The organism is Kitasatospora sp. NPDC058444, from assembly GCF_042721415.1.
In the GTDB taxonomy this organism is placed as follows: domain Bacteria; phylum Actinomycetota; class Actinomycetes; order Streptomycetales; family Streptomycetaceae; genus Kitasatospora.
This window is the reverse complement of record NZ_JBHXLL010000049.1, coordinates 1-24,049: the sequence shown is the minus strand read 5'-3', so window position 1 is coordinate 24,049 and position 24,049 is coordinate 1. Positions and strand designations below refer to the sequence as shown.

The following is a 24,049-nucleotide window of genomic DNA, read 5'->3' as shown; positions in this document are numbered from 1 at the left end:
AGGCGTCACGGGTGCCCGTCGAGGCTGACGGGAATTGCGTCGGATCCGACCGCACGGCGTGTTCCTGTGGTCGCAATCTGTCGATGTCGGTGCCGGGACTGCCGGAATCAAACAGTGAGGTGAGTCACGTGGCGCGGATGTTTGATCTAGGAATCGACGGCTAAAGCGGACATTTCGGGCATGATTGCCTGGTCATTACCGCCGGTAACCCTTGGCTGAGCTGGGAAGACCGTTGAAGTTTTGGCTTCCCCGCCGACCGGCTCGTAGCTTCTTCGTCGGCGCAACGAGCGCCACCCGGGTTCACCCCCGACGCACAGCCCCCCGGTCCGCCGGGTGCGGCAGGTGCCCGCCGACGCGATCGCTCGAACAGGTCGCCGGCGAGTGGCTGGGTGGCCGGGGCGGCAGCGGCACGTCCGACACGTGCACGGCCGTCCGACGGACGCGGCAAGCGATCACGGCCCTTCCGAGGGTCTGGTTCCGCATGCCCGCCCGGGGCTGTCGAGAGGAACCCCATGACCTTCCGTAACGAGACCGCCGCTGCCACCATCTCCACCGCCACCAAGCGCAACCGCGTTCGGATGGCCGTTGTGGCGGGCGCCGCTGTCGCGGCCCTGCCGGTGGCCGGCCTCGTCACGGCCACCTCGGCCTCCGCCGCCTCCGTCTCTACCTGGGACGCCGTCGCCCAGTGCGAGAGCGGCGGCAACTGGGCCATCAACACCGGCAACGGTTTCTACGGCGGTCTGCAGTTCACCTCCAGCACCTGGGCCGCCTTCGGCGGCACCGCCTACGCCTCGCAGGCCAACCTGGCCACCAAGGCGCAGCAGATCGCCGTCGCCGAGAAGGTCCTCGCCTCGCAGGGCCCGGGCGCCTGGCCCGTCTGCTCCGTCAAGGCCGGTCTGACCAAGGGCGGCGCCCCGGCCGCCGTCGACACCTCGGCGGGCTCCACCTCCGGCTCGACCGCCGCCAAGCCGGCCCAGACCCCGAAGGCCGCCGCCAAGCCGGCCGAGGCCCCGAAGGCCGCCCCCAAGGCCGCCGAGGCCCCGAAGGCCGCGCCGAAGGCTGCCGAGGCCCCGAAGGCTGCCGCAGAGAAGTCCGCGCCGAAGGCCGACCAGGGTGCCAAGTCCTGGAACCGCTCGAACGACGCCAAGCCGGCCGCCAAGGGCGACTACACCGTCAAGGCCGGTGACACCCTGAGCTCCATCGCCGCCGCGCAGGGCCTGGACTGGCACGACCTGTACCAGAACAACGCCAAGGTCATCGGTGGCAACCCGGACCTGATCTTCCCGGGCCAGACCCTCAGCATCTGAGGTCTGCCCGGGCACTGAGGTCCTGTGCGTGGCCGGCGTCGGTCGCGCGGTGCCCGATCGGGTACTGATGTGCCTCGGTGTCGGTGTGCCCCCGTGCCGACCTGCCTCAGTGCCGACGTGCCCCAGTGCCGACGTGCACGGCTTTCACGGCCGCTTCTCCGCCGCGCGGGTCCTTCCGCCGGTCGGGGGAGCGGCCGTCGGCGTTTCGCGGCGTCCGGGTCCCTCCGGCTTGCGGGAGGTCGGAGCCGCTCGGGGGTGCTTCCGGCGGTGGCGGTGGCGGTGGCGGTGGCGGTGCCGGTGGGGTCGGGGGCCGGGCCCGGGCCCGGGTCGTCGCGGTGCGGGAGGATGGTGGGGTGATCCAGGGCGAGCTGTTCAGCGACCCGGGCGGGTCCCCGGCCGCGCGCGAGCGCTCCGAGCCGGCCCCCGGCACCGTCCTGCTGCCCGGCTGGCTGGACCTCGACTCGCAGCGCCGCCTGGTCGCCGCCTGCCGGGAGTGGGCCCGCCCGCCGGCCGGCCTGCACGCCGTGCGGATGCCCACCGGCGGGATGATGTCCGTCCGGATGGTGAGCCTCGGCCTGCACTGGTACCCGTACGGGTACCGGCGGGTAGCCGAGGACGGCGCGCCCGTCAAGCCGTTCCCGCCGCTGCTCGGCGGGCTGGCGCGCAGGGCCGTCGCCGAGGCGTACGGAGCCGCGCTGGGGGAGGTCGCGGGCGCGGCGTCGTACGAGCCGGACATCGCGATCGTGAACCACTACGCGCACGGCGCGAAGATGGGGCTCCACCAGGACCGCGACGAGCGGGCGGACGCACCGGTGGTCTCGTTCTCGCTGGGCGACGACTGCGTCTTCCGGCTCGGGAACACCGAGACCAGGACCCGGCCGTGGACCGACCTGGAACTGCGCAGCGGGGACCTGCTGGTGTTCGGCGGTCCGGCCCGGTTCGCGTACCACGGGGTGGTGCGGACGCTACCGGGCACGGCCGATCCGGCGCTGGGCCTGGTCGGGCGGCTCAACATCACGGTCAGGGAGTCGGGCCTGGGGGAGTAGGCCCGGGAAGCGGTGGGGTCGTCTCCCGCTGCCCGTGCCTGCTCGTGTCTGCCCGTGGCTGCCCGTGTTCGCTGGTGCCCGATCGTGTCCGCTCGGCTACTCGTCTACTCGTTCGAGTGAACCGGGAGTTCCGGACGGCTGAGCGGGAATGACCTGGGTCGCCGGACAATTCGAGTGAGCTGGAGAATTCGTTCGGAATCCGGAGAGGAAAAATACGCATGGGAACCCCTGTCGACGACCTTGTCGATCTGCTCGACCTTGAGCAGATCGAACTCAACATCTTCCGTGGGCGCAGCCCCGAGGAGGCGCTGCAACGGACGTTCGGCGGCCAGGTCGCCGGGCAGGCGCTGGTCGCGGCAGGGCGCACGGTGGACGACAAGCGCCCGGTCCACTCGCTGCACGCCTACTTCCTGCGCCCCGGGGTCCCCGGCCTGCCGATCGTCTACCAGGTCGACCGGATCCGCGACGGCCGCTCCTTCACCACCCGCCGGGTGCTCGGCATCCAGGGCGGCCGGTCGATCTTCGCGCTCACCGCCGACTTCCACAGACCCGAGGAGGGCGGCATCGAGCACCAGTACCCGATGCCGCCCGTCGCCGCCCCCGAGGACCTGCCCAGCGCCCTGGACGAGGTCGGCTCCCGGCTCGGCGAGCTGCCCCCGTTCATCAGCCGCCGCCAGCCCTTCGACATCCGCTACGTCGACCGGCTGCGCTGGACCAAGGAGGAACTGGAGGGTGTCGAGGCGCGCAGCGGCGTCTGGCTGCGCACCAACGGCCGGCTGCCGGATGACCCGCTGATCCACGTCTGCGCCCTCACCTACGCCAGTGACATGACGCTGCTGGACGCCGTCCGCGCCCCGGTCGAGCCCTTGTGGGGCGAGCGGAACTTCGACATGGCCTCGCTCGACCACGCGATGTGGTTCCACCAGCCGTTCCGGACGGACGACTGGCTGCTGTACCAGCAGGAGTCCCCGATCGCGCACGGCGCGCGCGGCCTCGCACGCGGGCAGATCTTCGACCGGCACGGCCGACTGGTCGTGTCTGTGGTGCAGGAGGGGCTGTTCCGTCCGCAGAAGCGCCGCGACGGGTAGGAGATGGACGGGTAGGTGCTGTGTGGCCGGTTCCGTGCTCCGTGTTGTGCCGCGTGTCGGCGCATTGCCGCCGTGTTGCGGTTTCGACGGTTTCCGGCCGACGGGAATGATCCGTCCGAGCGGACGGTGTTGTGGATGACCGAGAGGGGCGGCCCGAACAGCGGACCGTCCGCGAACCGACCGGGAGGGTGGACCGATGACGGCGACAGCCGCGGAGGACTGGAAGCACTGGAGCGACGGCCGGGCGGCGTCGGTGAGCGCGCAGCACGGACAGCTCGCACTCACCGGCACGCACTGGCTGGAGCCCGAGCCCGCCGAGATCCCCGGCCTGCCCGGGCACTGGTGGGCCGACGCCGAGGGCGTCCGGGTCCGGGCGGCGGCCTCCGACGGCATCACGGTCGACGGCGCCGGCGAACCGGTGGACGGCGAGGTGCTGCTCCGCCCGGACACCGACCCGGCCGCCGACACCGCCACCCTGGGCGCCTTGCTGCTCGTCCCGATCGAGCGCGAGGGCGAGCTGGCGCTGCGGGTCTTCGACCCGGCCGCACCCCGCCGGATCGCGTTCGCGGGCATCTCCGCCTACCCGTACGCGCCCGAGTGGGCCGTGCCCGCCGTCTTCACCCCGTTCGAGGACGACGACGAGCGGTCGGTCGTGGTCCCGAACGCCGACGGCCGGGAACGCCCGCTGGCCGTCTCCGGGCAGATCGCCTTCACCGTGGCGGGCGAGCACCGCACCCTGACCGTCAGCCGGTCCGGCGAGCTGCTCAGCGGCGTGATCGCCGACGCCACCAGCGGCATCGACACCTACCGCTTCCGCTTCATCACCCTGCCCGCGCCCGACGCCGAAGGCCGCACCGTCCTCGACCTCAACCGGGCCTACCTGCCGCCGTGCGCCTTCTCGGACCACTTCATCTGCCCCTTCCCGCCGCCGGGCAACCGGCTGGACTTCGCGGTGGAGGCGGGGGAGCGGCAGGTGCTGAGCCGGTAGCGGGTGGCCGGGAGCGGGTGGCCGGGAACTCGTAGCCCGGGGCTCGTAGTCGGGAGCGGCCCGGGCGGGGTGGGAGCGGCCCGGGCCGGAGCTCTGCTCGGACCGGCCCCGGCCGGAGCGTTGCAGGGACCGGCCCCGGTGCGAGGCCGTCCGGGAGCGGCGCGGAGCATGGGGGCTATGTCAAACGGTCAACATTCCACGCCGCCCCCCTCACCCGCCTCCCCCTCGTCTCCCGCGCCCTCCTCGTCCTCCCCCTCGCAGTCCGCCGCCGAGCCGGAACCCGATCCCGACACACCCTGGTACCGGCGGGCGTTCGCCGACCTCAGCCCGCTGCGCGACCTCCCCGACTACCGCAGGGTCTGGGCCGGGCAGGCCGTCTCCTCCATAGGCCAACAGATGACGGCCGTCGCCGTCGCCGTCCAGGTCTACGACCTGACCGGCTCCGCCTTCGCGACCGGCCTGGTCGGCATCTTCTCCCTCGTCCCACTGGTCGCCTTCGGCCTCTACGGCGGCGCGATCGCCGACACCGTCGACCGGCGCAAGCTGGGCCTGATCGGTTCGGCCGGCCTGGCGGTCGTCTCCGCCGTCCTGGCAGCGCAGGCACTGGCCGGCCTCGGGCTGGTCGCCGTCCTGTACGCCGCCGTCGCCGTCCAGGCCGGCTTCTTCGCGGTCAGCTCGCCCGCCCGGTCCGCGATGATCCCCCGCCTGGTGCCCAGCCACCAGCTCCCGGCGGCGAACGCCCTGAACACCGTCAGCATGAACCTCGGCCTCACCGTCGGCCCGATGCTCGGCGGCGTCCTCATCGGCACGTACGGCGCCCAGGCCGCCTACCTGATCGACACCGTCGCCTTCACCGGCACCCTCTACGCGATGTGGCGCCTGCCCGCCATGCGCCCGCTCGGCGACCGCAAGGGCCGCGCCTCCGTCCTCGACGGCCTCCGCTTCCTGCGCGAGCAGCCCAACCTGCGCACCAGCTTCCTCGCCGACCTGGCCGCCATGGTCTTCGGCATGCCACGCGCCCTCTTCCCGGCCATCGCGGTCACCTTCTACGGCGGCGACGCCGGTACCGTCGGCCTGCTGGTCTCCGCCCCCGCCGTCGGGGCCCTGATCGGCGCGCTCTTCTCCGGCTGGGTCAGCCGCGTGCACCGCCAGGGCGTCGCCGTCCTCACCGCCGTCGCCGCCTGGGGCCTGGCCATCGCGGCCTTCGGCGCCCTCCACAACCTCTGGCTCGGCCTCCTGCTGCTCGCGGTCGCCGGCTGCGCGGACACCGTCAGCATGATCTTCCGCAACACGATGATGCAGGTCGCGGCCCCGGACGAGATGCGCGGCCGCCTCCAAGGCATCTTCATCGTCGTCGTGGCCGGCGGCCCCCGCCTCGGCGACTTCGAATCCGGCACCGTCGCCGCCCTCACCAACCCCGCCACCTCCGTGATCACCGGCGGCCTCGCCTGCGTCGCCGCCGTCCTCCTCCTCGCCGCCCGCCGCCCCGCCTTCCTCACCTACGACGCCCGCCACCCCACCCCCTGACCCACCCACCCCCGAACCTGGCAGCGAGCACCCCCCGACGTGCTGTATTGTTTTCCACGTCGCCGGGACAACCGGAGACAAGGTCGAGAAGCCCACAGCAGAGCCCCCCAGGCCCCGCTGCAGGCACCGAGACCACGGGACGTGGCGCAGCTTGGTAGCGCACTTGACTGGGGGTCAAGGGGTCGCAGGTTCAAATCCTGTCGTCCCGACGTGAGTCGGAAAGGCCGTTGGCCGGGAGAAATCCCAGGTCAGCGGCCTTTCGCATGACGCCCCGTCAGTGAAACGAGCCACCTGCGAACACCCCTAAACGATCTTGCTGGGGACCAGCTGGGGACCAGGATCCTTCGGGCGAGCCCTGACGGGCTGCTCCCGGGGACCAGCTGGCCGAAGGCTCACCTGCCCCTTCCCAGCCAGGATATACACGGCCGGTGCCGCCCGAGTAGTCCCTTCCGGAATTCCCGCTGTCGCTCGTTGCGGTGCGGTGGCCCGCACGGAGGAGTTCCGGAAGTTCGCCCAAGCCGAGGCGATCGGCCGGGATATCGGGTTCGTCGTTATTCATCGTCAGCGGCTCACGGAACCCAGATCTGGGGTAGCTCGCGGAATGCCGGAGCGGCGTACGACGGCTGGTCGCCGCACGCTGGGCCGTTGTTGGATCCCCACAACAGCGACACCAGGGCGGAGCGGGGCGCAGCGTGCGGCAGGAAGCCTGTGGTCGGCTGCGGCGTCGCGGCTGGCCGCGCCCTTCGCTGAGCGTCCCGGGGGCGCTACGCCGTGACGGCCCCGGTGTAGCCACAAGCGGGCTTCCGGACAGCGAGCACGATGCAACTGACTGGCCGAAGAACCTCCGCGCCAGCGGAGAGCATGCATGCAGCTGGACGTTCGTGCCAACGCCCATCGGCCAACTTCCGCGCGGGCGGAGAGCGCGCCGGCGAGAACGGCATTCCGGTCGAGGCCGACGGCCAACCTCCGCGCGGGCGGAGCGCATTGGGGTAAGGAATGCTAGGCGCCCGCTCCAGCTGAGGCCAACCTCCGCGAGGGCGGAGAGGACTGGCTTCCGTTCATGGCTCTCGACGTCGCCGCCGGCCGACCTCCGCACGGGCGGAGAGCATTGTTCCCACGGAACGAACTTGATTCCGCTGTCCGGCAGACCTCCGCGCGGGCGGGGGCGCGACGAGGCAGCCATGTACCTGATGATCCTGGCGAGCCTACCTCTGCGCGGGCAGAGGGAACCGGCACCGGCGAATCGGCGTGGGTGGGGCACCTCGGCGACGGACCTTGGCGAGGGCGGAGGGCACTGAACCTTGTTCTCGGGCCAGCCGACCACATTCGGTCGACCTCCGCGCGGGCGGAGGCACTTGGGCGCACTGAATGTCACGTCCACCTATGTCGGCCAAGCTCTGCGCGGGCGGAGAGGACTGCGCCGCTGACAGTGGTTACGTCTTCGACTGCGGCCAACCTCCGCGCGGGCAGAGAGGACTGCATCACGACCCGACCGGCGACCAGGCACCTTGGCCAACCTCCGCGCGGGCGGAGAGGGCATCACCATCGCGGGCGAGGCCGTCACGATTCACCGGCCAACCTCCGTGCGAGCGGAGAGGACTGGCTTCCGTTCATGGCTCTCGACGTTGCCGCCGGCCGACCTCTGCATGGGCAGAGAACACCTCAAGTCAGATGCTCGGAGGACCGCCCTCTACGGCAGACCTCCGCCGCGTGGGCGGAGCACCCAGCCGATGCGGCGGCAAGCGGCACAGGGGACCGACAGACCTACGCCGCGTGCGAAGAGCGCCACCGCACCGAGTAGTCGCCGAAACCGATCGGTGGCAAACCTCCGCACGGGCGGAGAGGGCTGGGAGCTGGACCTGGTGGTCCGTGAACAGCACCGGCCAACCTCTGCCGCGTAGGCGGAGAGCACATCACCGCGCAGTACGTCCGTCTCTTGGTGTCCGGCCAACTTCCGCGTGGGCGGAGGGCACAAAGCTTGCGCTCGTCCCCGTTGGGACTGCTATGGATTACCTCCGCCGGGCGGAGAAGATGCCGTCTGTATCATCCTGGTGTGGATGGCCAGCGGCCAACCTCCGCGCGGGCAGAGGGCACTCGGCAACGGGTACCAGCAGGGCCTGAACACGGGCCAACTTCAGTGTGGGCGGACAGCATGCCCTGGCCGTCATCCGGCCAAGGACTCGGTCGGCCAACCTCCGCGTGGGCAGAGAGCAGCGTGCTGTCCGCCGGAACGAGTACGGATACATCGGCCAACCTCCGCGCGGGCGGAGAGCACGGGGCCTTCGATGCAGTGATCGCCAACGTCCCCGGCCAACCTCTGCGCGGGCGAAGGGCGTGGGGCAGCCGTGGTCGTGATCGGTTTCGTGTACGGCTAACCTCCGCGCGGGCGGAGAGGACTTGAACCTGACCGGCTTCGTCGGTCGCGCCAGGCCAACCTTCGTGCGGACGAAGGGGGTGCCCTGATGGAATTGCAAGTCACATCCGGCGCCGGTCAACCTCCGCATCGACGGAGAGTTCAGGTACCACTCCATCGGTTTCGCGCCCTCCTCAGGTCAACCTCCGCGCGGGCGGAGGGCACGCGATGGTCAGCGCGCAGCGGGAGGCGTTCTGCGGCGAACCTCCGCGCGGGCGGAGGGCACATGTACGCCCCGAAGGACGAGGCCGCGAAGATCGGCAAACCTCCGCGCGGGCGGAGAGGACTCCAACCACATCGCCACCAAGGCCAAGCAGGACGGAAGACCTCCGCGCGGGCGGAGGTACCTGCTGATCGGCGTCATCCAGATGGTGATGATCGGCCAACCTCCGCGCGGGTGGAGGGTGCGCCAGCGCTCACTTGAGCCGGTGGTGCAGGGCCGGCCAAGCTCCGCCGCGAAGGCGGAGAGCACAGCTTGATCGCCGTCATGAACATTGTGGCCGTTGGCTGACCTCCGCGCGGGCGGAGAGCATGAGGCCGACGTCACCATTGACCTGCGCGACCACGGCCAACCTCCGCGCGGGCGGAAGACCTCCGCGAAGTACCTCGGCGACACGATGGACCATGGTCAACTTCTGTGCCGCGCGGGCGGAGCGGACCTGGCGCCGTACTCGTCCTCCAGTTCGCGGTCCGGCCAACCTCCGCGCAGGCAGAGAGGACTCGACCTTCTCGCACTGCGCCGCCAGCGACAGCGGCCAACCTCCGCGCGGGCGGAGAGGACCTGATCGGCTCGAAGACGAACTTGGCCTGCTCCGGCCAACCTCCGCGCGGGCGGAGAGGACCACCCGGAGACGGAGAAGCCGCTGGCCCGCGTCGGCCAACCTCCGCGCGGGCGGGGGCGCGACGAGGCAGGCATGTACCTGATGATCCTGGCGAGCTTACCTCTGCGCGGGCGGAGGGCACCGGCACCGGCGAATCGGCGTGGGGCACCTCGGCGACGGACCTCCGCACAGGCGGAGAGCACTGTGAAGCAGGCCGCTGTCTGGAACTACGACGGTCAACCTCCGCGCAGGCGGAGGGTCATCCTGACACGGACTCTGGTTGTGCAGCCTGACCTCCGCGTGGGCGGAGAGCACTGTGCGGCAATCTGCGCTTGCAGGGCGGGGTTCGGCCAACCTCCGCGTGGGCGGAGAGGACCCTTCGCGACCTGCGGTGCTGGGAGGGCTTTGCTGTTTCTTTTATCAAGGAGCGTGGGCTGTTTGGACCTGGTCTGACTCTACGTGGTCAGCGTCTGGTGGTGGTGAGTCCGAGGGTGGGGTGGAGGTGGAGGGTGGTGGTTGGGGTTCGGTAGGGGCGGGTTCCTGTTGAGGTGGCGGGTTGAGGGAGGAGAGTGAGGTGGCGTAGGCCTCCGATGGTTCGCCATCCGGGAGGTGGGGCGGTGTCGGGGTCGTGGTGTTGGAGGAGGTCGGCGCGGATGGGGAGGGTGAGGTTCATGAGGTGGCGGATGGTGTGGAGGTCGTCGGAGTTGATGGTTTCGGGTAGCGGGGTGGTGCAGCGGCGGTTGAGCCAGCGGGTGCCGTCGGGCTGGGTGTAGACGGGCAGGATGCGCAGGCTGTCGGCGCCGAGGCGGGTGGCGGGGTCGTCGACAAGGCCTTCGGAGAGGAGGTGGAGGTCGTGGACCTTGCTGGGCGGGTTGATGGCGGTGATGGCGGCTTGGGCGGTGCGCTGGTGGTCCTGGACTTCGCGGGCGCGTCCGTCGGGGGTGGTGAAGTCGTCCGCGTACACGGCGTCGATGAGGTTCTGGACCTGCTGAGGCACGGCGAGGGAGACGGTCCCGGTCTTCGTGGGATCGAGATCGCGCAGCTGCTGGCGGGTGTTGAGGAGCAGGCTCTTGTCGTAGATGTGGAGCCAGGCGGGCGGCATGGCGCCGGGCGGGGTGAGGACGACGAGGGTGGGGTGCTGGGCCCAGGTGGGTCGGTCGGTGCGGTTGTGTCGGTGGCCGCGGCCGGCGCGCTGGAGGAGCTGGGCTGCGGGGGCGAGGTCGGAGATGACGAGGTCGAAGTCGACGTCGAGGCTCTGTTCGCAGACGGGGCTGCTGACGACGACGAAGGGGCGGTTGGGCCGGGTGCGGCCTCGTCCGGTCCAGCGTTCGATGCGCCGGGTGATGGCGGTGCGCCGGTGGGCGGGCAGTTGGGAGTGGAGCAGGAGCAGACGGGGGGTGTCGGGGCCGGTTCCCCAGGTGGCGCGTAGGAGTTGGTGGGTGTCCTGGGCTGCGGCGACGGTGTTGCAGACGACGAGGGCGCTGCCGGTGTGGGTGTCGTGTAGCGGTGCGAGGGCGTCGAGGAGCGCGTGGGTGCGGCTGCCGCCGGTGGTGGGGTCGTCGTCGTTCGAGGGGGTGGCGTCGGGCATGGTGATGGTGAGCTGGTGGGCGCGGCTGGAGGGGATGTTGTCGAGGGAGACGGTGGTGGTGCCGGTGGCGTCGGTGTAGGACCAGCCGGGGTAGGCGGGCTGGATCTTCTCCGGTGTGGCCTTGGGGTTCTGGCCGGTGCGGTAGGCGTTGATGAGGCTGGTGGCGGTGCGGCCGGTGAGGGTGGCGGACAGCAGGACGACGGGGGTGCCGAGGGCGCCGAGCCATTCGAGGAGGCGGGCGGTGAGGTAGTGCTCGTAGGCGCCGTAGGCGTGGGCTTCGTCGATGACGACGACGTGGCGGGACAGGCCGAGCCAGCGCATCGCGTTGTACTTCACTGGGAGGACGGCGGTGGCGGCCTGGTCCCAGGTGCCGGCGCAGGCGTGGGTGAGCAGGCCGCGGTATCGGCCGCGCAGCCATTCATCAACGGTGGCGTGGTCGCAGTGCGCGGTGTCGCCAGCGGGGTTGTAGTCGGCGTGGTACCAGGCCGCGGAGTGGAGGAGGGCGGTGGGGTGGCGGCGGCCGGTGAGGGTGGCGAGGTGGCGGCAGTGGTCGCGCAGGCGTTTCCACATGGCGTCGGTGGTGGCCATGGTGGGCAGCAGGATGCAGGGGCCGGCCGCGCCGCTGGCCGCGGACATGATTGCGCTGGCGAGGAGTGCTGATTCGGTCTTGCCGTCGCCGGTGGGGGCGGTGACGAGCAGCAGGCCGGGCCCGCCGTTCTTGATGAGGGCGGGGAGGTGCTGTTCGAGGTCTTCCTGGAGCGGGTGGAGGGGGTGGCCGGTGAGGTGGGGGAAGAGGCCGGTGAAGTCCGTGGTCTTGGGGCGGGGTGCGGTGGTGAGCTGGGCACGGCGCAGGGCGCGGGGTGCGGCGCGGCGGGCGGCGGCGAGGTGGGCCGTCCAGTCGCCGGGGTTCTTCTTCCACTGGCGCTGGCGGGCGCGGATCCAGCCGATCTGGGAGACGAGCCAGTCGGCGAGCATGACGGTGCCGGTGACGAGGACGGCGGCTGGTGCGGGGGCGACCCGGTTGGGCATGACCGGATCGCCGAGGTGGTCGGCGGTCAGCTGGAGCAGTGCTTCGCGTTGGGTGTGCCACTGGTCGCGGCCGAGCCCGGGGGCGGCGTTGAGGGGGCAGGTGAGCTGGTTGCCGTGGTGGGACAGGGCGGGGTGCCACAGGCCGTGGTGGCCGCCGAGGATCTGGGCGAGTTGGTGGGCGACCAGGCGCAGGGGGCGGTCGTCGAGGGGGAGTTGGTGGGTGCGGTGGAGGAGGTCGGGTAGGGCGAGGTGGACGCCGCGGTCGTGGCGCAGGCGTTCGCCGGGTGGGGCGGCGGGGTAGCCGGGGGTGCCAGTGAGCTGGTCGGCGTCTCCGAGCTGGCGCAGGAACGTCGGACTGATCTTGGCGAGGTCGTGGAGGGCCGCGAGGAAGACGACCAAAGTGCGGGCCTGGTCGTCCGTCAGGCCCCAGCCGGCGGCGATGACGCGGCGCTGGGCGGGGGTGAGGTAAGTGTTCCACAGGCGTTCGGCCATGGCGCCTGCGTCCAGGGCGTGGCAGCCGGTGGGATAGGGCTCTTTGAGGCCGTGTTCCTTGGCGGGCAGGCGAGGGTCGAGCGGTGCGGGCACGTTGGTCGTTCTCCGGGGCGGGGTGGTCAGGCGCGGTTGGGGGCGATGGAGAGCATGCCCAGGCCGAAGGCGCGGCCCTGGCCGATGCCCTGGCGCAGCGCCGTCTGGAGGGCGTCGGGGTCGGTGATGGTGGCGGTGCCTTCGAAACGGGTGACGCGGTAGGAGATCCGCTTGCCGCTGTCGCGATTGGCCGTGACGGCGGGTTGTTCGAGGTCGAGGACGACGTGAGGCTGGAGTCCGGCGAAGGTGGCCTGGCGGTGCCACCAGTCGATGGCGTTCTGCCCTTGCAGGGGTACGCGCTTGCCGCGGGGGCGGGCGACGCCCGGTTCGTGCGGGGCCCGGACGGCGCGGGCGGGGTGGGCGTCGATGCGGTACTGGACGGTGCGGCCGGTGCCGGCCCAGTTCAGCAGCGGGGTCAGGTCGCGGTATTCGACGTCGGTGTTGGTGTAGCCGTTGGGGAGGGCATTGCGGTTGATGGCGATGGCCGACTGGATGAGGACGGTGGTGGACTGGTCGGTGCGTTCCAGGCGGAAGAGGATGCGGGCGGCGGCGCGGGGCTCGGCGCCGAGCTGGTCGGGGAAGAGGGCCTGGATGCGGCGGTGGAGCGAGCCGCGCTCCTTGAGGTCGTCGCGGGCCTCCTGGGAGTAGGGGTTGAGGGAGAGGCGCGCGAGGTGGAGGCCTTCGGTGAGGGCGGTCATCGGGCGTTCTCCAGGTAGTCGGTGAGGGCGGTGAGGTAGGTGGTGCCGAGGCCGGCGTCCGGGGCGGGGATGTGACGGGTGCGATACCACACGTCGCGGTCGGTGAAGTGCCGCCCGGGCAGGGGCTGGTCGCGCAGCTGGCGGTCGGGCCGGGCACCGGGCTCGGGGGCGGTGTCGTAGACGAATCCGACGCTCTGGCGCTCGTCCCAGGGTGCGGGGGCGGGGCGGTGCAGCGGGATGTGGTCGAGGGCGGCGACTGGGTCGGGGTGGGTGGTGAGGAAGATCGGCACGTCGGGCGGGCAGGAGCGGCGGCCCAGGTAGGGCCCGTACACGGGGTTGGCCAGGGCGCGGGCGGCGTGGGCGATGGTGTCGGCGGGGCCGGTGATGGCCAGGGTGAACGCGGCGCCGGCGCGGTAGGCGCGTTCGGTGACCATGGTGCTGGTGCCCTCGTCGCGGGGGCCGCCCTCGGCCTTGGGCACGGCCAGGTGCGCGGGCAGGCCGCCGCCGATGGTGTGGAAGTCGACCTCCCGCGCGCCGGGGCGGTCGATGCGGATGGTGAAGCGCAGGTGCTGCAGGTCGGGGTTGGGGTGATCGCTGGAGCGGCCCATCGCGGAGGCGATCAGGCCGATCAGGGCGCCGCGGGTGGGGTGCTTCTCCGTGGGATGGATGTTGTGTTCGGCCTGCAGACCCCAGGACTGCCAAGGCGCGGACATGTGGGCGAGGATGCCGGTCATCGGGGCCTCCAAGGACGACGGGGTGGGGTGCCCGGGCCGCCGGTGGGCGGCGGGCACCCCGTGAGCAGAGGTGCAGGAAGGGCTACTTGGTGGGCGTGCCGAGGTCGGCGATGGCGCCGGTGATGCCGTCGATGAGGTCGTCGAGGCCGCCCAGGCGCTTGCCCAGGGCTGGGATGTCGTCGTCGGTGAGGCCGGTGTGGGCGTGGAAGGCGCGTCCCCTGGTGCCGAGGAAGCGGTCAGTGGCTGCGGCGTGCTTGCCGAGCGCGGTGAGGGAACCGGGCAGGAAGCCGCCCTCCTCGGCGGCCCGGACCGGGGTTTCGAATGCCCCGACCAGGTTGATCGGACGGTCGGTGCGCACCGCGGTGTAGACGAGGTGCGGCAGGGTGAACGCGGCGGTGTTGTTGCCCTTGGCCGGCAGCACGGTGGTGATGAACGAGCGGGTGAACGCCTCCAGGACCTCCCGGGCGGTGGCCTCGTCGCCGTCGAGGTTGCGGACCAGCTCGTGCCAGTTCAGCGAGGCGTAGCGGTAGTAAACGCCGGTGGTGTACCGCTGGTCGCCGATGTGTCCGGCGCCGGTCTCGGTGCCGCCGGTGAGGACGTCGTCGACCGCGGAGAAGAAGTCGACCTGGACCGACAGGCGGTGGGTGGTCAGGCCGTGGGCGACCTGGACGGCGCCGTTGACGCTGGACTCCGCCTCGTTGGCGAGCATGCGGCCGTAGGCGGCGACGGCGGCGTTGCGCGAGCGCAGGATCGCCAGCACCAGGGCCTTCAGCTCCTTCGGGGCGTGCTTGGCCATCACCGTGCCGGCGGCGGACTCCGCCTCCTCGTCCTCCTCGTCCGCCTCGGGCTGGTCGTCGACGTCGGCCGTGTCGCTGCTCTTGGCGGGCCGCTTCTTCTTGGCCTTGGCGAGTTCGGCTTCGACCTTGGCCAGGGCCCCGGCCAGCTGCTCGCGCTCGGCCTCCGCGAGGTCGGCGAATTCGGTGAGGGCCGCTTCGGGCAGGAACAGCAGGGCGTTGGTGCCGCCGTTGTCCGCGACACCCAGGCCCTTGACGTGGGCGCAGTAGATGAGCATCTGGGCGGCGGCCAGGGCCTCCGGCGCGTCCCATCCGCGTTCCGCGAGGATCGCCGCGACCTCCTTGGGCACCTGCCGGGTGCGCAGCGCCCGCACGCCGAGGGTCCTCTCCACATCGGTGCGGGTGTGGCGGCGGGTGTTCTGCGCGGACAGCCGCCCGCGCACCGTCGCGCCGTACGAGGCGGTCTTCGGCGCACCCTGGCGGTCGCGGTTCAGGTTGGAGTACGGGAAAGACTGGATGAGGTGGACGTCGACGTGGACCGTCTGCGCCGGGTCGAAGACCGTGCCCGTGGTGGCCTCGGTGTCCTTGGTGGTGGTCATGCGGCGTTCTCCTTCGAAGCGGTGGCGGGGTGGAAGGCGTGGATCCAGTCCAGGCGGATCGCATCGGCGTGGCGGGGCCAGCGGGTCAGGTCGCGCAGCAGCACGGACCAGGTGACGGGGACCTTCTGCGAGCGCAGCTGGCTGATCGCGCCGGGAAGGGTGAGGACGAGGTCGTCGAGTTCGAGGCCGGCCAGGGAGAGCAGCGCGTCGCGGGCGTTGCCCGCGCGCATGCCGCGGTTCGCCGCCTCGCGGTAGGTCCAGCCGAGGTTGTGCCGCAGAACGCCCGGCCGCGGCGGCCGGGGCCTGCGCGTTCCGGCGGTCCTGGGGTTCGGGGCGTCATGGAAGGCGTAGAGGCAGGCGATCAGGATGAACAGCCGGGCCTGCCGCGGATCGACGATGGACGCGCGGACGCGGTCGGTGGGCTCGGCGTCCAGCAGCACCTCGATGAGGTGGAACGGGGCGCCCTCGGTCAGATCGCAGGCCGGGCCGTCGGCGAGCCGGGCCCGGCCGCCGGACGTCGAGCAGACCTTGGCGACCAGACGCAGGAAGCCGTCGAACACCTCCAGCGGACTGGGACGGCTGGAGGCGGCCGTTGCCGTGGGCAGCTCGGCGGGCGCGGTGTCGGCGGTCACGGGTTTGGCCTTTCCACGGCGGGAAGCGATAGGCGAGACGATGGAGCGGCGGTGGGCGGCGATCGGATCCATGCCGTCGACCGTGGCGGCCTGCGGCGCGGTCACGGCGTCGTAGACCTGCAGCGCGATCCGGCGAAAGCCCGGACCGGACGGCCGCGGCCCGTCCTCGACGGCGTCCTCGGCCGTGATCGCAGCCCAGAACGGCGCCTCGGCCCGGTCCCAGAACGCGGCGTCCGCCGCCTCCGCCCATGCGTTCTGCTTCGGGTTGCTGCCCATGTCCCGCCATGCGGCCCGCAGCGCCGCGCCGAGCGACTTGGCGGCCTCCTCGGCGGCCTGGCGGGTCCGGCAGACCAGCGCGGACCGCTGCGGATCACGTGACGGCAGGTACGGGGCGACCGCCACCGGAGTGGTCTCGGCCCACCAGTGCTCCATGCCACCGGCCTGCGCAGCCTGCTGGCAGCCCAACACCCGCACCCGGACGTCGGACAGCACGTCCAAGACCTTCGGCGGCAGGTCCGCGAACGTGCTCAGCCAGACCGGCGGCACACTCGACACCTTGCCGCCCGCCGACGCGTCCTTCGCGTGCGCGAGCGCATCAAAGTCCCGCAAGAGTGACCGGCCGGCGTTCGCCAGCCGGGCCTTGCCCGCCGAGGTCGTCATGGTGAACGGATCGACGGCCGCCGGCAGATCGGTGCGCGTACCCCAGGCGATCCAGCACGAAGTCGTCTCCGCACCAGCCATCCCGGGCGCCAGCTGCACGGAGTGAGCCGCCCGGCCTGTCAGCAACGACACCGGCCCGCACGCCGCGACGGGAGCCAGCGGATCCGGCAGCTCCTCGCGCTCCCATGGCGCCAGGTCCTCACCCGGCAGCTGCGGCCACCGCGACGGCGGCGGACACCCCAGCACCAACGACGTGAACAAGCTCCCGCCCACCGGGAAGTACGAGATCGTCCGCCGGTTGGGTCCCGCCTTCGACGACTTCGTGCTCTGTCCACCGTGGCTGCGCAAGGCGGCCATCCCGCATGGCCCGTAGTCCCGCCACGCCAGCAGCCACCCGAACGCGTCCGCCGATGCCACCGGCACCTCCTGCGGCACCCGGTTGCGCCACGGTTGCGTGTTGCCCGACGGGCGGGTCATCGCCAACCGCCCTGGCGCCGAGGTCTTCGTGCACTCGGCAGCCAGGCGCGGGTCCTGGAGGAACGGCTTTGCCGGGTCGTACAGGTCGAACCGGCCCAAGAACTGCTCCAGGTAGCCGTCCACTGCTGCCGCGTCGAAGTAGCCGGCCAGCAGCAGGGCCTGCTGCACGTCCTGCCACTCGTGCTCGTCCGGCACGTCCAGCCCCGTCACGCGCACGGTGAGAGCGGTCAGGAACCGCCTCAGAGCTGCTTCGACGGCAACATGCGGCACCTGCAGGTCGGCAATCAGGTGAGCGGCCAACAACACCTGGCGCACGCTCATCTGGACGGCCTCGCCCGGGAGGGCGCCCGGCAGTAGTTCGGCCACCTCTCCCTTGTCGGCATCGGCGCGAATCCGTACCAGGACGCACGGCGAAGCCACTACACTGAAACTGGGCAGCGAAGGCAAGGCGCTACTCCTCCTCGACAACTAATAGACGGCTTCCCGGAGTTGGCGGAACGGGCTCTTCACTGCCGAGGTCGGGCGGGCCGCCGGATGGGCGATGGAGGGAACATAGGCTCGTCAGTAATTTCTGACAAATCATCAGAAAACTTGTGCGAATCGCTACTTGGGGGAACTGTCGGACCGTCCGTGTACCGTGAGCGAGGCCGCACGCCACGTCCCTTGGGGGCGAAGTGCGTTGGCGGGTGGGGGAGTTGATGTCAGCTGCTGTGGGCGTTGGCTGGCCGGCGGGCGCGGCCGGGGCGAATGGTCGACTCTGGATCGCGAGACGGACATGCAGGGCCTTGGTAGTTTTTATACGTACTAATAACTCACGGCTGCTGGCAGTGGCAAGTGTCCGAGGCTGGTGATAGTGGGGCGGCCACCCCGGCCTGCCGATGATCCGGTGGGCTCCTGGCAGCGTCTCGGATGTTCCCGGGGAGACCCGGTCGGCGGATGCGCCCCTGTGGCGTGAATCACAGGATCGGGGGCACTGGAAGCCTTGGTGATGGTCGTCGAGGAACAGTCATCGAACAGCCTCGATCGCGACTCCTCAACGGTCGGCCGCTGGCCGATCTCGGGAGGTGAGGTGGTTCCACTTCCTCACGCGGCGGCGAGAAGGTACGTGAGCCTGCTTTGTAGCGTTCCCGCATGCCACGAACCACGCTGAGCGGCGCCGACCGCGAACTGCGGGCCTCGCCGCAGCCGACGGGTGCCCGTCAGCGCCACCCAGCTCAAGTACTGGCGCAGGCGAGGACTGCTGCCCCGCACCGAAGCGGGAGTACCTCGGCCGAGCCGGTACCAGGACGGTCTATCCACCGGCTACACCCGACCTCGGTCGCCCGAGCCGGTTGGGATCCCAGGCCGTTGCCCCCGGTCCGGGTAGTCACGTCGGGTGAACAGGGCTCCATCGCGAGGCTGCAGGCTATGCGCGGGCCGTATCCTCCGACGCAGGCGGTCGCAGGGGACGGTTGAAGGAGCTGATGCATGGCCGAGCAGCGTGGCGGGGCGTCAAGGCAGGCGGATCCGTCCGGCCTCGTGATGGAGTTCCAGCATGCCTACCGATTGCTGGATCCCGGCACAGATGATGTTCACCAATGGCGCGTAAGTGTGACCGATGCCGGTGGCGGTCAGGTCGGGCTACTGGGCGTCAGTCGCTGTCGGCCATGGGGTGTCGGCAACTTCAGCGATCGTCTCAGGGACGAGAGTCCGCTGCTCGCTGTGATCGCCTCCGAACTCCTCACGCCGGACGGCGACCCGAACGAAGGTTCGACGGTGCTGTGGAGATGGCGGTTGGGGACTTCCTCGTGATCGAGCATCTCGACCTGGCGGCGCCGTACGATACTCCGCTGGTCGCGGCTGCGGTGGTGGCGAGTGCCGCCGACCGGCTCGCCGGTGACTGCGGAACGATCGTCATCCCCCGATCGACGTTCGGCCTCGAGGGCGGCGAGCTTCTCGATGAGGCGGGTGCGCTGCTCCAGGCGTTCGAGTTCAGCGACCGCTTGCGACTGATTGACACCGCGCTCGCCGCCTCCGAGGAGGCCAGCCGACAGGTCAGAGAGCGGCTTGGGAGACGGCGTGTCGAGCGCTGGGAGGAAGGCCCGGATGAGGAGGCTGACGAGGACAACTGGCAGCTGAGTGCGCGCACCGCCACCGTACTGCAGGCAGCCCTGGAGGATCTGTCGCAGCAGGCTTGGGAGGAGGTCGTGGCACTGGACGATGAGCCCCTGGTCCGAGGAGCCGCCGGCCTGTTTGCGGAGCTCCCGCCGCTGACGTTCCATCGCCCCCGTGCTTGGCGCAAGCACATGGCCCGCGCGTTCGGTGATCTCTGCGCTGATCTCGATGCCGGGAAGACGCCCTACCCGCGGTGCACCGGCGAGGAGATGGCCCTGCATCTGGCGATCCGGCAGGCCAAGACGCTGCTGCATGACCGCCCTAACCGGGTCACGGACCTTGTGCATGAGCTGCCAGTCAGCGAGGACGACTTCGACTGGGAGGCATGTCTGGACCTCCTGTTCGAGGACTTTACCGACTACCCAGCGGCTGCCTAGTTGTGCCGTTAGGTGGATCTTTTGTCCTGATGCGGCATCATTTACCGATCTGCAAGGAATCCTCCGCAACATACAGGACAGGCACGTACGGGCGGAGTGATGGTGCGTCAATCGGCGGTTCTGCAGGACCTGCGAGTCCAGGAGCTGAAGCGGGCTGGCGGCGGCTCGACCTACACGATCGTGGGGCCCGATTCGTTTGTGGTTGACGAGGCCGACAGCTTCCTACGACTGCACGATGGGGTGGGCTCGCAACGGACCTATGCCTACTTCCTCGTTGATCACCTCCGCTGGCGAGTGCGGGAGGGGCTGACCACCGAGTCGATGACCCTCTTGGATCTTCACCGGTACATGGGGGCCGTGGGGGCGCGAGTGCCGATGCCGTTCGGGTTGCCGTGGAGGGTGCCGCCGAAGCGCCCCTACGATGCGTCGGCGCTCGGGGTCGCGGCGGCCTGCCTCAAGGGCTTCTATGTCCACTGCTGCACGGCCTTCGGGATCAACGACGAGTTGCGGCTCGCACTGGCCCTCCAGCGGCTTCCCACGCAGGCGGACCGGGACCGTGCCCTGGTGGGGCATGTCATGGCCCGGGTGCCGGCCAACCCCCTGACGAAGAACGGACGGAACCGAGGGCGTCTGCGGCGGCGGCATCCGAAGATGTTGCCGGAGGGGGCCCGCCCGGAACTGGTGACAGTGGTTAACACGGCCCGTGACCAGATGGTCGTGACGTGGCTGTCCGACACGAGCCTGCGGATCGGCCCTGACCGGGCTGCACTTGGTCGATCTCCACCTGCGGGACAACGCTCCGTGCGGCGAGTGCCGGAGCCCGCACCTGCACGTCTGCCACCGCTGGGGCAACCCGAATCGGGCTGCTGCGAAGATCAAGCCGGACTGGCGCGTGGTGGACGGGGTGATCACCGGCGGCGAGATCTACCGGGCCAGCCCGGCGATGATCAGCAGCTACTTCAAGTACATGACCACCGAGTACGCGAAGCACGCGGCTGGGCACGGGATGCTGCTGATCCAGCTCTCGGGCCCGAACCGGGGCATGCCCCGGCGGGCCGGCCAACGCGCCGACCTGCCGGGCCGGATCACGCCGAAGGCATTCCGGCATCAGTTCACCAACGACATGATGGATGCCTCCGGCGGAGATCCGCTGGTCGCGAAGGCGGCCGGGAACTGGGCATCGGCCAAGATGGTCGATGAGGTCTACGGACATCCGGACTTGCACTCACCGGAGTTCAGCGTCGCGCTGAAGAGCGTGTGGGGTGAGGAGTGACAGCTCTCCACCTTCTGCCGATGGTGTCGAACGGCACCGCGGTGTCACGCACGACCACCGATCGCCTGGAACTGATGCGGGCACTGATCGCGTCGCCGACGTTCGACCCGCTGTTCCGGGAAGACGTCATCTGCATTCCCGGACATCACCCGGGCTACGGCTGGCTCTGCGGGATTGGAGGTTGCCAGCGGGCGGCGGACGGCACCAGGGAGTTCTGCCAGGCACACAAGGCTGAGTGGTCACAGGTGAAGGCGTCGGGCGGCAACATCGCCGAGTTCCTCAGCGTCGCCCAGCCGCTGAAGCCGCTCTCGTGGCACGCGGCCCCAGCCTGCCTGGTTTGCCCCGGCATCCCGGCCTTCAGCGGCAACCAGCTCTGCCACCTGCACGAGAAGCAGTGGTACCAGCGCCGCAAGGACCACACTAAACGGACGGGACAGGCACTCGCCTTTGACTCCTGGCTCGCCCAGGCCAGGAGTTATCCCGGGTTCGGCGGCTGCCGGGTCGTGTCCTGTCCCGAGCTGGCAGGCTTCCCGCTGGGCCTGTGTTACCGCCACCAGAGCCACTATCAACGCGAGGGCCGGCCCGGCGGTGCCCGCATGCCGACGAACTGGTCCAGGGCTCTGGCGAAATACGGGTGCGTCGAGATCATCTACACCGACGAGTCGCTGTTCCGACAATGGTGCTCGGAGACCGGGCCCCCTCGGCGCGCGAACGGCAGGGTGTCGCTTCTAGGACTGCGGCCACCGGCCAAGGCCGAGATCCAGTGGACGATGTTCCACCATGTCCAAGGCGGCAGCGAACGCTCCTCCTGGCCGTTGTCCTGGATCCAGCGAGCCGCCGAGTGCTGCAGGGAACAGGACGTGAACTCCCTGGTCGACCTCGACCTGGACGCCTGCGTCCAGCACGCTCGGCAGATCGCCCAGGGGATGCTCAGACACCTGCGGCTCGTCTACTTCACTCGTGAGGACACGAAGGAAGCCGGCTTCATCGAGACCGATCACTTCGGCGTCCGCTTCCCGCACACCGAGAGCCACATCGACCTCGCCGGAATCTCGCAGAGGTGGCTGCGCGACCTGCTCTGGGACGACCTGGCGGCGGAGTTCATCGCTCACCCACCCCGCTCCCGGTGGCCGATCGACCAACGGCGGCGCGGTGTCATCGAGTTGTCCGCCTTCCTCTTGGCCCGCGCACCCGGAGGCGGGAGCGCTCCTGAGGCGTTGACCGACGCCCATATGGTCGACTTCATCGCCGATCAGCGGCACCGGGCCAAGAACGGACTGCCGTCACTGGGACTTCGCAAGCAGGGCCGCAACGGCACCAGCGCGATGTCGGACGGAATCGCCTGCGACAACCTGAACGGAGTCCGGCGCCTGCTTCGCGACGCCCTGGAGAGCGGCGCCTCGGAACGAATCGGCCTCGGCCGCGAATTCATCGTTGCGCTGCCCAGGAATCAGAAGAAGGTCGGGCGCCGCAAGCCCTTCTCCGACGACGTCGCCAGGGCCCTGGCCTCGCTGGCCAACCTCGCCGCCCTGGAGGCACTGGACAGCGGTGACCGCGGCCTTCGGGACATCTGGGAGAGCCTTGTCGTCACCGGGCGACGCTGCGGCGAGGTGCTGAACGTCCGCCTGGAGTGCATCGACCGGCACGGCGAAATCCCGATGTTCTGGCACGACCAGACCAAGGTCGGGAACTTCGACGAGGGCATCCGCATCTCCGAGCGGCTCTTCCAGCGTCTGCTGGCCCGCCAGGCCAAGACCACCGACCGGTTCGTCCAGCGCAACGGCCGCTTGCCGACCGACGCCGAGCGGCTGGAACTGGCCCTGTTCCCTCGTGCGACCTGCAACAGGCGGGGCACCAAGGGCGTCCCCTACGGCTGGTTCTCCCCGCTGTTCAGCACCTGGGTCAAGGGCCTGGACCTCCGGGCGGTCGCGCACCAGGCCCGCCACACCCTGGCGACCAACCTCCTGCGGGCCGGCGCGAACCTGACTCACGTAAAGCGTTACCTCGGCCAGATCTCGGAGGCAATGGCCGAGCACTACGTCCACATCGCCAAGACCGACCCCCGACTCAACGCCGCCCTCGAAGCCGTCTGGGTCGCGGGCCCCGGCGCCTTGGAACCCGGCATTCTGCTGTCGGACACCGAGCCGATGAGCAGAGAACGCGCCGAAGCCCTCCTCATCGACCTCAGCCGCATGTCCACTCCTGCCGAAGGCGGCTTCTGCACCTTCCAACCAGTCGTCAACGGCGACGCCTGCCCCTGGAACCTCAACTGCCACAACTGCGACAAGTTCGTCATGTCCGGAGCCGACCTCGTCTACTGGCACCGCAAGCGCGAGCAGTGGCGCATGCTCGCCGAACGCGCCCACGACCCCGCCACCGCCGACTTCCTCCACGAAGTCTTCGAGCCCATCGCCCGCGCCATCGACGGCCTGGAAAAGGCCCTGGCCGCTGTCGGCCTGTTGGAGGACGCGCTCGCGCTCGACCTCCGGCGCCCCCAGGACTACTTCGGCCGCGTCTGGAGCACGGCCTTTCAGGCCCAGAAACTTGCCAACCATGCCGCAGGAGACGATGCCCCATGAGACCGGAGTCCACCGCGGCGGCCATCGCCGCCCGGCGTCGACAGACCGAAGACAAGCTGGCCCGCGTCGCAACGGCTATCGGCCAGCTCCGCCGCGAACGCGGCGGGCTCACCGTCCGCGGCCTCGCCCAGCGCGCCGGTGTCTCCGCCACGTTCCTCTACGAGAATGCGGAGGCCCGCGCACTCGTCCAGAACGCTGTCGCCGATAGTCGCAGTCGCCGTGATCGTCATACTCAGCAGCAGCACGACCAGATCGAGGTGACCTGGCGCGAGCGGGCGCTGAACGCTGAGGCCGAGCTGACCCGAACCCAGAAGGAGGTCTTCAGCCAGCGGCAGCGGATCGGAGAGCTCATGGGCCAGATTCGCGACTTCGACCAGATGGTCCCCGGCGAGTCACTTCAGTCACTGACCACCGAGAACACCACCCTCAAACACCGCGTCCAGCAACTCACTCGGGGGCACCGCACCCTACAGGAACGCCTCGAAGGCGTCCGCTCCAACCTCCGCTTCGCCGACAAGCGCATCGCCAACCTCGAAGCCGAGCTGATCGACGCCCGGCTACAGGCCAACGCAGCGCAGCATCTACCTAGTGCCGCATCAGGCAAGGTTCGCCCCGTTGATGTGTCGTCCGGTTGCTGCGCCGGGCGGCACCGGGTGGTCAGAATGATCACGTGGCTGAAC

At 70.3% G+C, this 24,049-nt stretch carries 15 protein-coding genes, 1 tRNA gene and 1 CRISPR repeat array; of the genes, 11 read left to right on the top strand and 5 right to left on the bottom strand.

Going from position 1 to position 24,049, the window contains the following annotated elements; genetic code table 11:
- Positions 1-512: 512 nt before the first annotated feature.
- From ACFWP2_RS33745 to ACFWP2_RS33720, 6 genes are all read left to right on the top strand, one after another.
- Positions 513-1,307, top strand: a complete 795-nt coding sequence (locus ACFWP2_RS33745) for a transglycosylase family protein (protein WP_380458641.1) — start codon at positions 513-515, stop codon at positions 1,305-1,307.
- Between the two features lie 356 nt (positions 1,308-1,663).
- The gene (locus ACFWP2_RS33740) at positions 1,664-2,353 is read left to right on the top strand and encodes an alpha-ketoglutarate-dependent dioxygenase AlkB family protein (protein WP_380458697.1); all 690 of its coding nucleotides are present in this window, start codon (positions 1,664-1,666) and stop codon (positions 2,351-2,353) included.
- A gap of 218 nt (positions 2,354-2,571) precedes the next feature.
- On the top strand, positions 2,572-3,441 hold the full coding sequence (locus ACFWP2_RS33735) for an acyl-CoA thioesterase (RefSeq protein ID WP_380458639.1): 870 nt from the start codon (positions 2,572-2,574) through the stop codon (positions 3,439-3,441).
- Positions 3,442-3,637: 196 nt separating this feature from the next.
- Positions 3,638-4,429, top strand: a complete 792-nt coding sequence (locus tag ACFWP2_RS33730) for a DUF1684 domain-containing protein (protein ID WP_380458637.1) — start codon at positions 3,638-3,640, stop codon at positions 4,427-4,429.
- 177 nt (positions 4,430-4,606) lie between these two features.
- Positions 4,607-5,956 carry an MFS transporter gene (locus ACFWP2_RS33725; RefSeq protein WP_380458635.1) on the top strand — a complete coding sequence of 450 codons (1,350 nt, stop codon included), beginning with the start codon at positions 4,607-4,609 and terminating at the stop codon, positions 5,954-5,956.
- A 135-nt stretch (positions 5,957-6,091) separates the two neighbouring features.
- A tRNA-Pro gene (locus tag ACFWP2_RS33720) sits at positions 6,092-6,165 on the top strand.
- Positions 6,166-9,060: 2,895 nt separating this feature from the next.
- Positions 9,061-9,561: direct repeats of the CRISPR family, unit length 24 nt; unit sequence CGGCCAACCTCCGCGCGGGCGGAG.
- Positions 9,562-9,653: 92 nt separating this feature from the next.
- On the opposite strand, the gene cas3 is transcribed toward ACFWP2_RS33720, so the two are convergent.
- From cas3 to casA, 5 genes are all read right to left on the bottom strand, one after another.
- A complete protein-coding gene (cas3, locus tag ACFWP2_RS33715) occupies positions 9,654-12,392 on the bottom strand; it encodes a CRISPR-associated helicase Cas3' (protein WP_380458633.1) in 2,739 nt (912 codons plus the stop codon).
- A gap of 26 nt (positions 12,393-12,418) precedes the next feature.
- On the bottom strand, positions 12,419-13,090 hold the full coding sequence (cas6e, locus tag ACFWP2_RS33710) for a type I-E CRISPR-associated protein Cas6/Cse3/CasE (protein WP_380458631.1): 672 nt from the start codon (positions 13,088-13,090) through the stop codon (positions 12,419-12,421).
- Positions 13,087-13,824 (bottom strand): type I-E CRISPR-associated protein Cas5/CasD, encoded by a 738-nt coding sequence (gene cas5e / locus ACFWP2_RS33705; protein WP_380458629.1) that lies wholly within the window; start codon positions 13,822-13,824, stop codon positions 13,087-13,089. The genes cas6e and cas5e overlap by 4 nt, the downstream gene beginning before the upstream one ends.
- An 82-nt stretch (positions 13,825-13,906) precedes the next feature.
- Positions 13,907-15,217: a type I-E CRISPR-associated protein Cas7/Cse4/CasC gene (locus ACFWP2_RS33700; protein WP_380458627.1), complete on the bottom strand. Its 1,311-nt coding sequence runs from the start codon at positions 15,215-15,217 to the stop codon at positions 13,907-13,909.
- A complete protein-coding gene (gene casA, locus ACFWP2_RS33695; protein ID WP_380458625.1) occupies positions 15,214-17,433 on the bottom strand; it encodes a type I-E CRISPR-associated protein Cse1/CasA in 2,220 nt (739 codons plus the stop codon). Before casA ends, ACFWP2_RS33700 begins: the two co-directional genes overlap by 4 nt.
- A gap of 1,020 nt (positions 17,434-18,453) precedes the next feature.
- On the opposite strand from casA, the gene ACFWP2_RS33690 reads away from it, so the two are divergent.
- From ACFWP2_RS33690 to ACFWP2_RS33670, 5 genes are all read left to right on the top strand, one after another.
- Positions 18,454-18,777, top strand: coding sequence for a hypothetical protein (locus ACFWP2_RS33690; protein ID WP_380458623.1), 324 nt, complete (start codon positions 18,454-18,456; stop codon positions 18,775-18,777).
- On the top strand, positions 18,774-19,517 hold the full coding sequence (locus tag ACFWP2_RS33685; protein ID WP_380458621.1) for a hypothetical protein: 744 nt from the start codon (positions 18,774-18,776) through the stop codon (positions 19,515-19,517). Before ACFWP2_RS33690 ends, ACFWP2_RS33685 begins: the two co-directional genes overlap by 4 nt.
- Before the next feature lie 769 nt (positions 19,518-20,286).
- On the top strand, positions 20,287-20,790 hold the full coding sequence (locus ACFWP2_RS33680; RefSeq protein WP_380458619.1) for a hypothetical protein: 504 nt from the start codon (positions 20,287-20,289) through the stop codon (positions 20,788-20,790).
- A gap of 20 nt (positions 20,791-20,810) precedes the next feature.
- A complete protein-coding gene (locus ACFWP2_RS33675; protein WP_380458617.1) occupies positions 20,811-23,369 on the top strand; it encodes a tyrosine-type recombinase/integrase in 2,559 nt (852 codons plus the stop codon).
- Positions 23,366-24,049: DUF6262 family protein (locus tag ACFWP2_RS33670; RefSeq protein ID WP_380458615.1), on the top strand; the 684-nt coding region annotated here is incomplete at its 3' end. The genes ACFWP2_RS33675 and ACFWP2_RS33670, both read left to right, overlap by 4 nt.

Bases quoted from the DNA above. Each gene is read 5' to 3' on its own strand.
- ACFWP2_RS33700 (WP_380458627.1), bottom strand. From the start codon at position 15,217: ATGACCACCACCAAGGACACCGAGGCCACCACGGGCACGGTCTTCGAC.
- ACFWP2_RS33730 (WP_380458637.1), top strand. From the start codon at position 3,638: ATGACGGCGACAGCCGCGGAGGACTGGAAGCACTGGAGCGACGGCCGG.
- ACFWP2_RS33725 (WP_380458635.1), top strand. From the start codon at position 4,607: ATGTCAAACGGTCAACATTCCACGCCGCCCCCCTCACCCGCCTCCCCC.
- cas6e (WP_380458631.1), bottom strand. From the start codon at position 13,090: ATGACCGCCCTCACCGAAGGCCTCCACCTCGCGCGCCTCTCCCTCAAC.
- ACFWP2_RS33675 (WP_380458617.1), top strand. From the start codon at position 20,811: ATGGTGTCGAACGGCACCGCGGTGTCACGCACGACCACCGATCGCCTG.
- cas5e (WP_380458629.1), bottom strand. From the start codon at position 13,824: ATGACCGGCATCCTCGCCCACATGTCCGCGCCTTGGCAGTCCTGGGGT.
- ACFWP2_RS33735 (WP_380458639.1), top strand. From the start codon at position 2,572: ATGGGAACCCCTGTCGACGACCTTGTCGATCTGCTCGACCTTGAGCAG.
- ACFWP2_RS33690 (WP_380458623.1), top strand. From the start codon at position 18,454: ATGGCCGAGCAGCGTGGCGGGGCGTCAAGGCAGGCGGATCCGTCCGGC.
- ACFWP2_RS33745 (WP_380458641.1), top strand. From the start codon at position 513: ATGACCTTCCGTAACGAGACCGCCGCTGCCACCATCTCCACCGCCACC.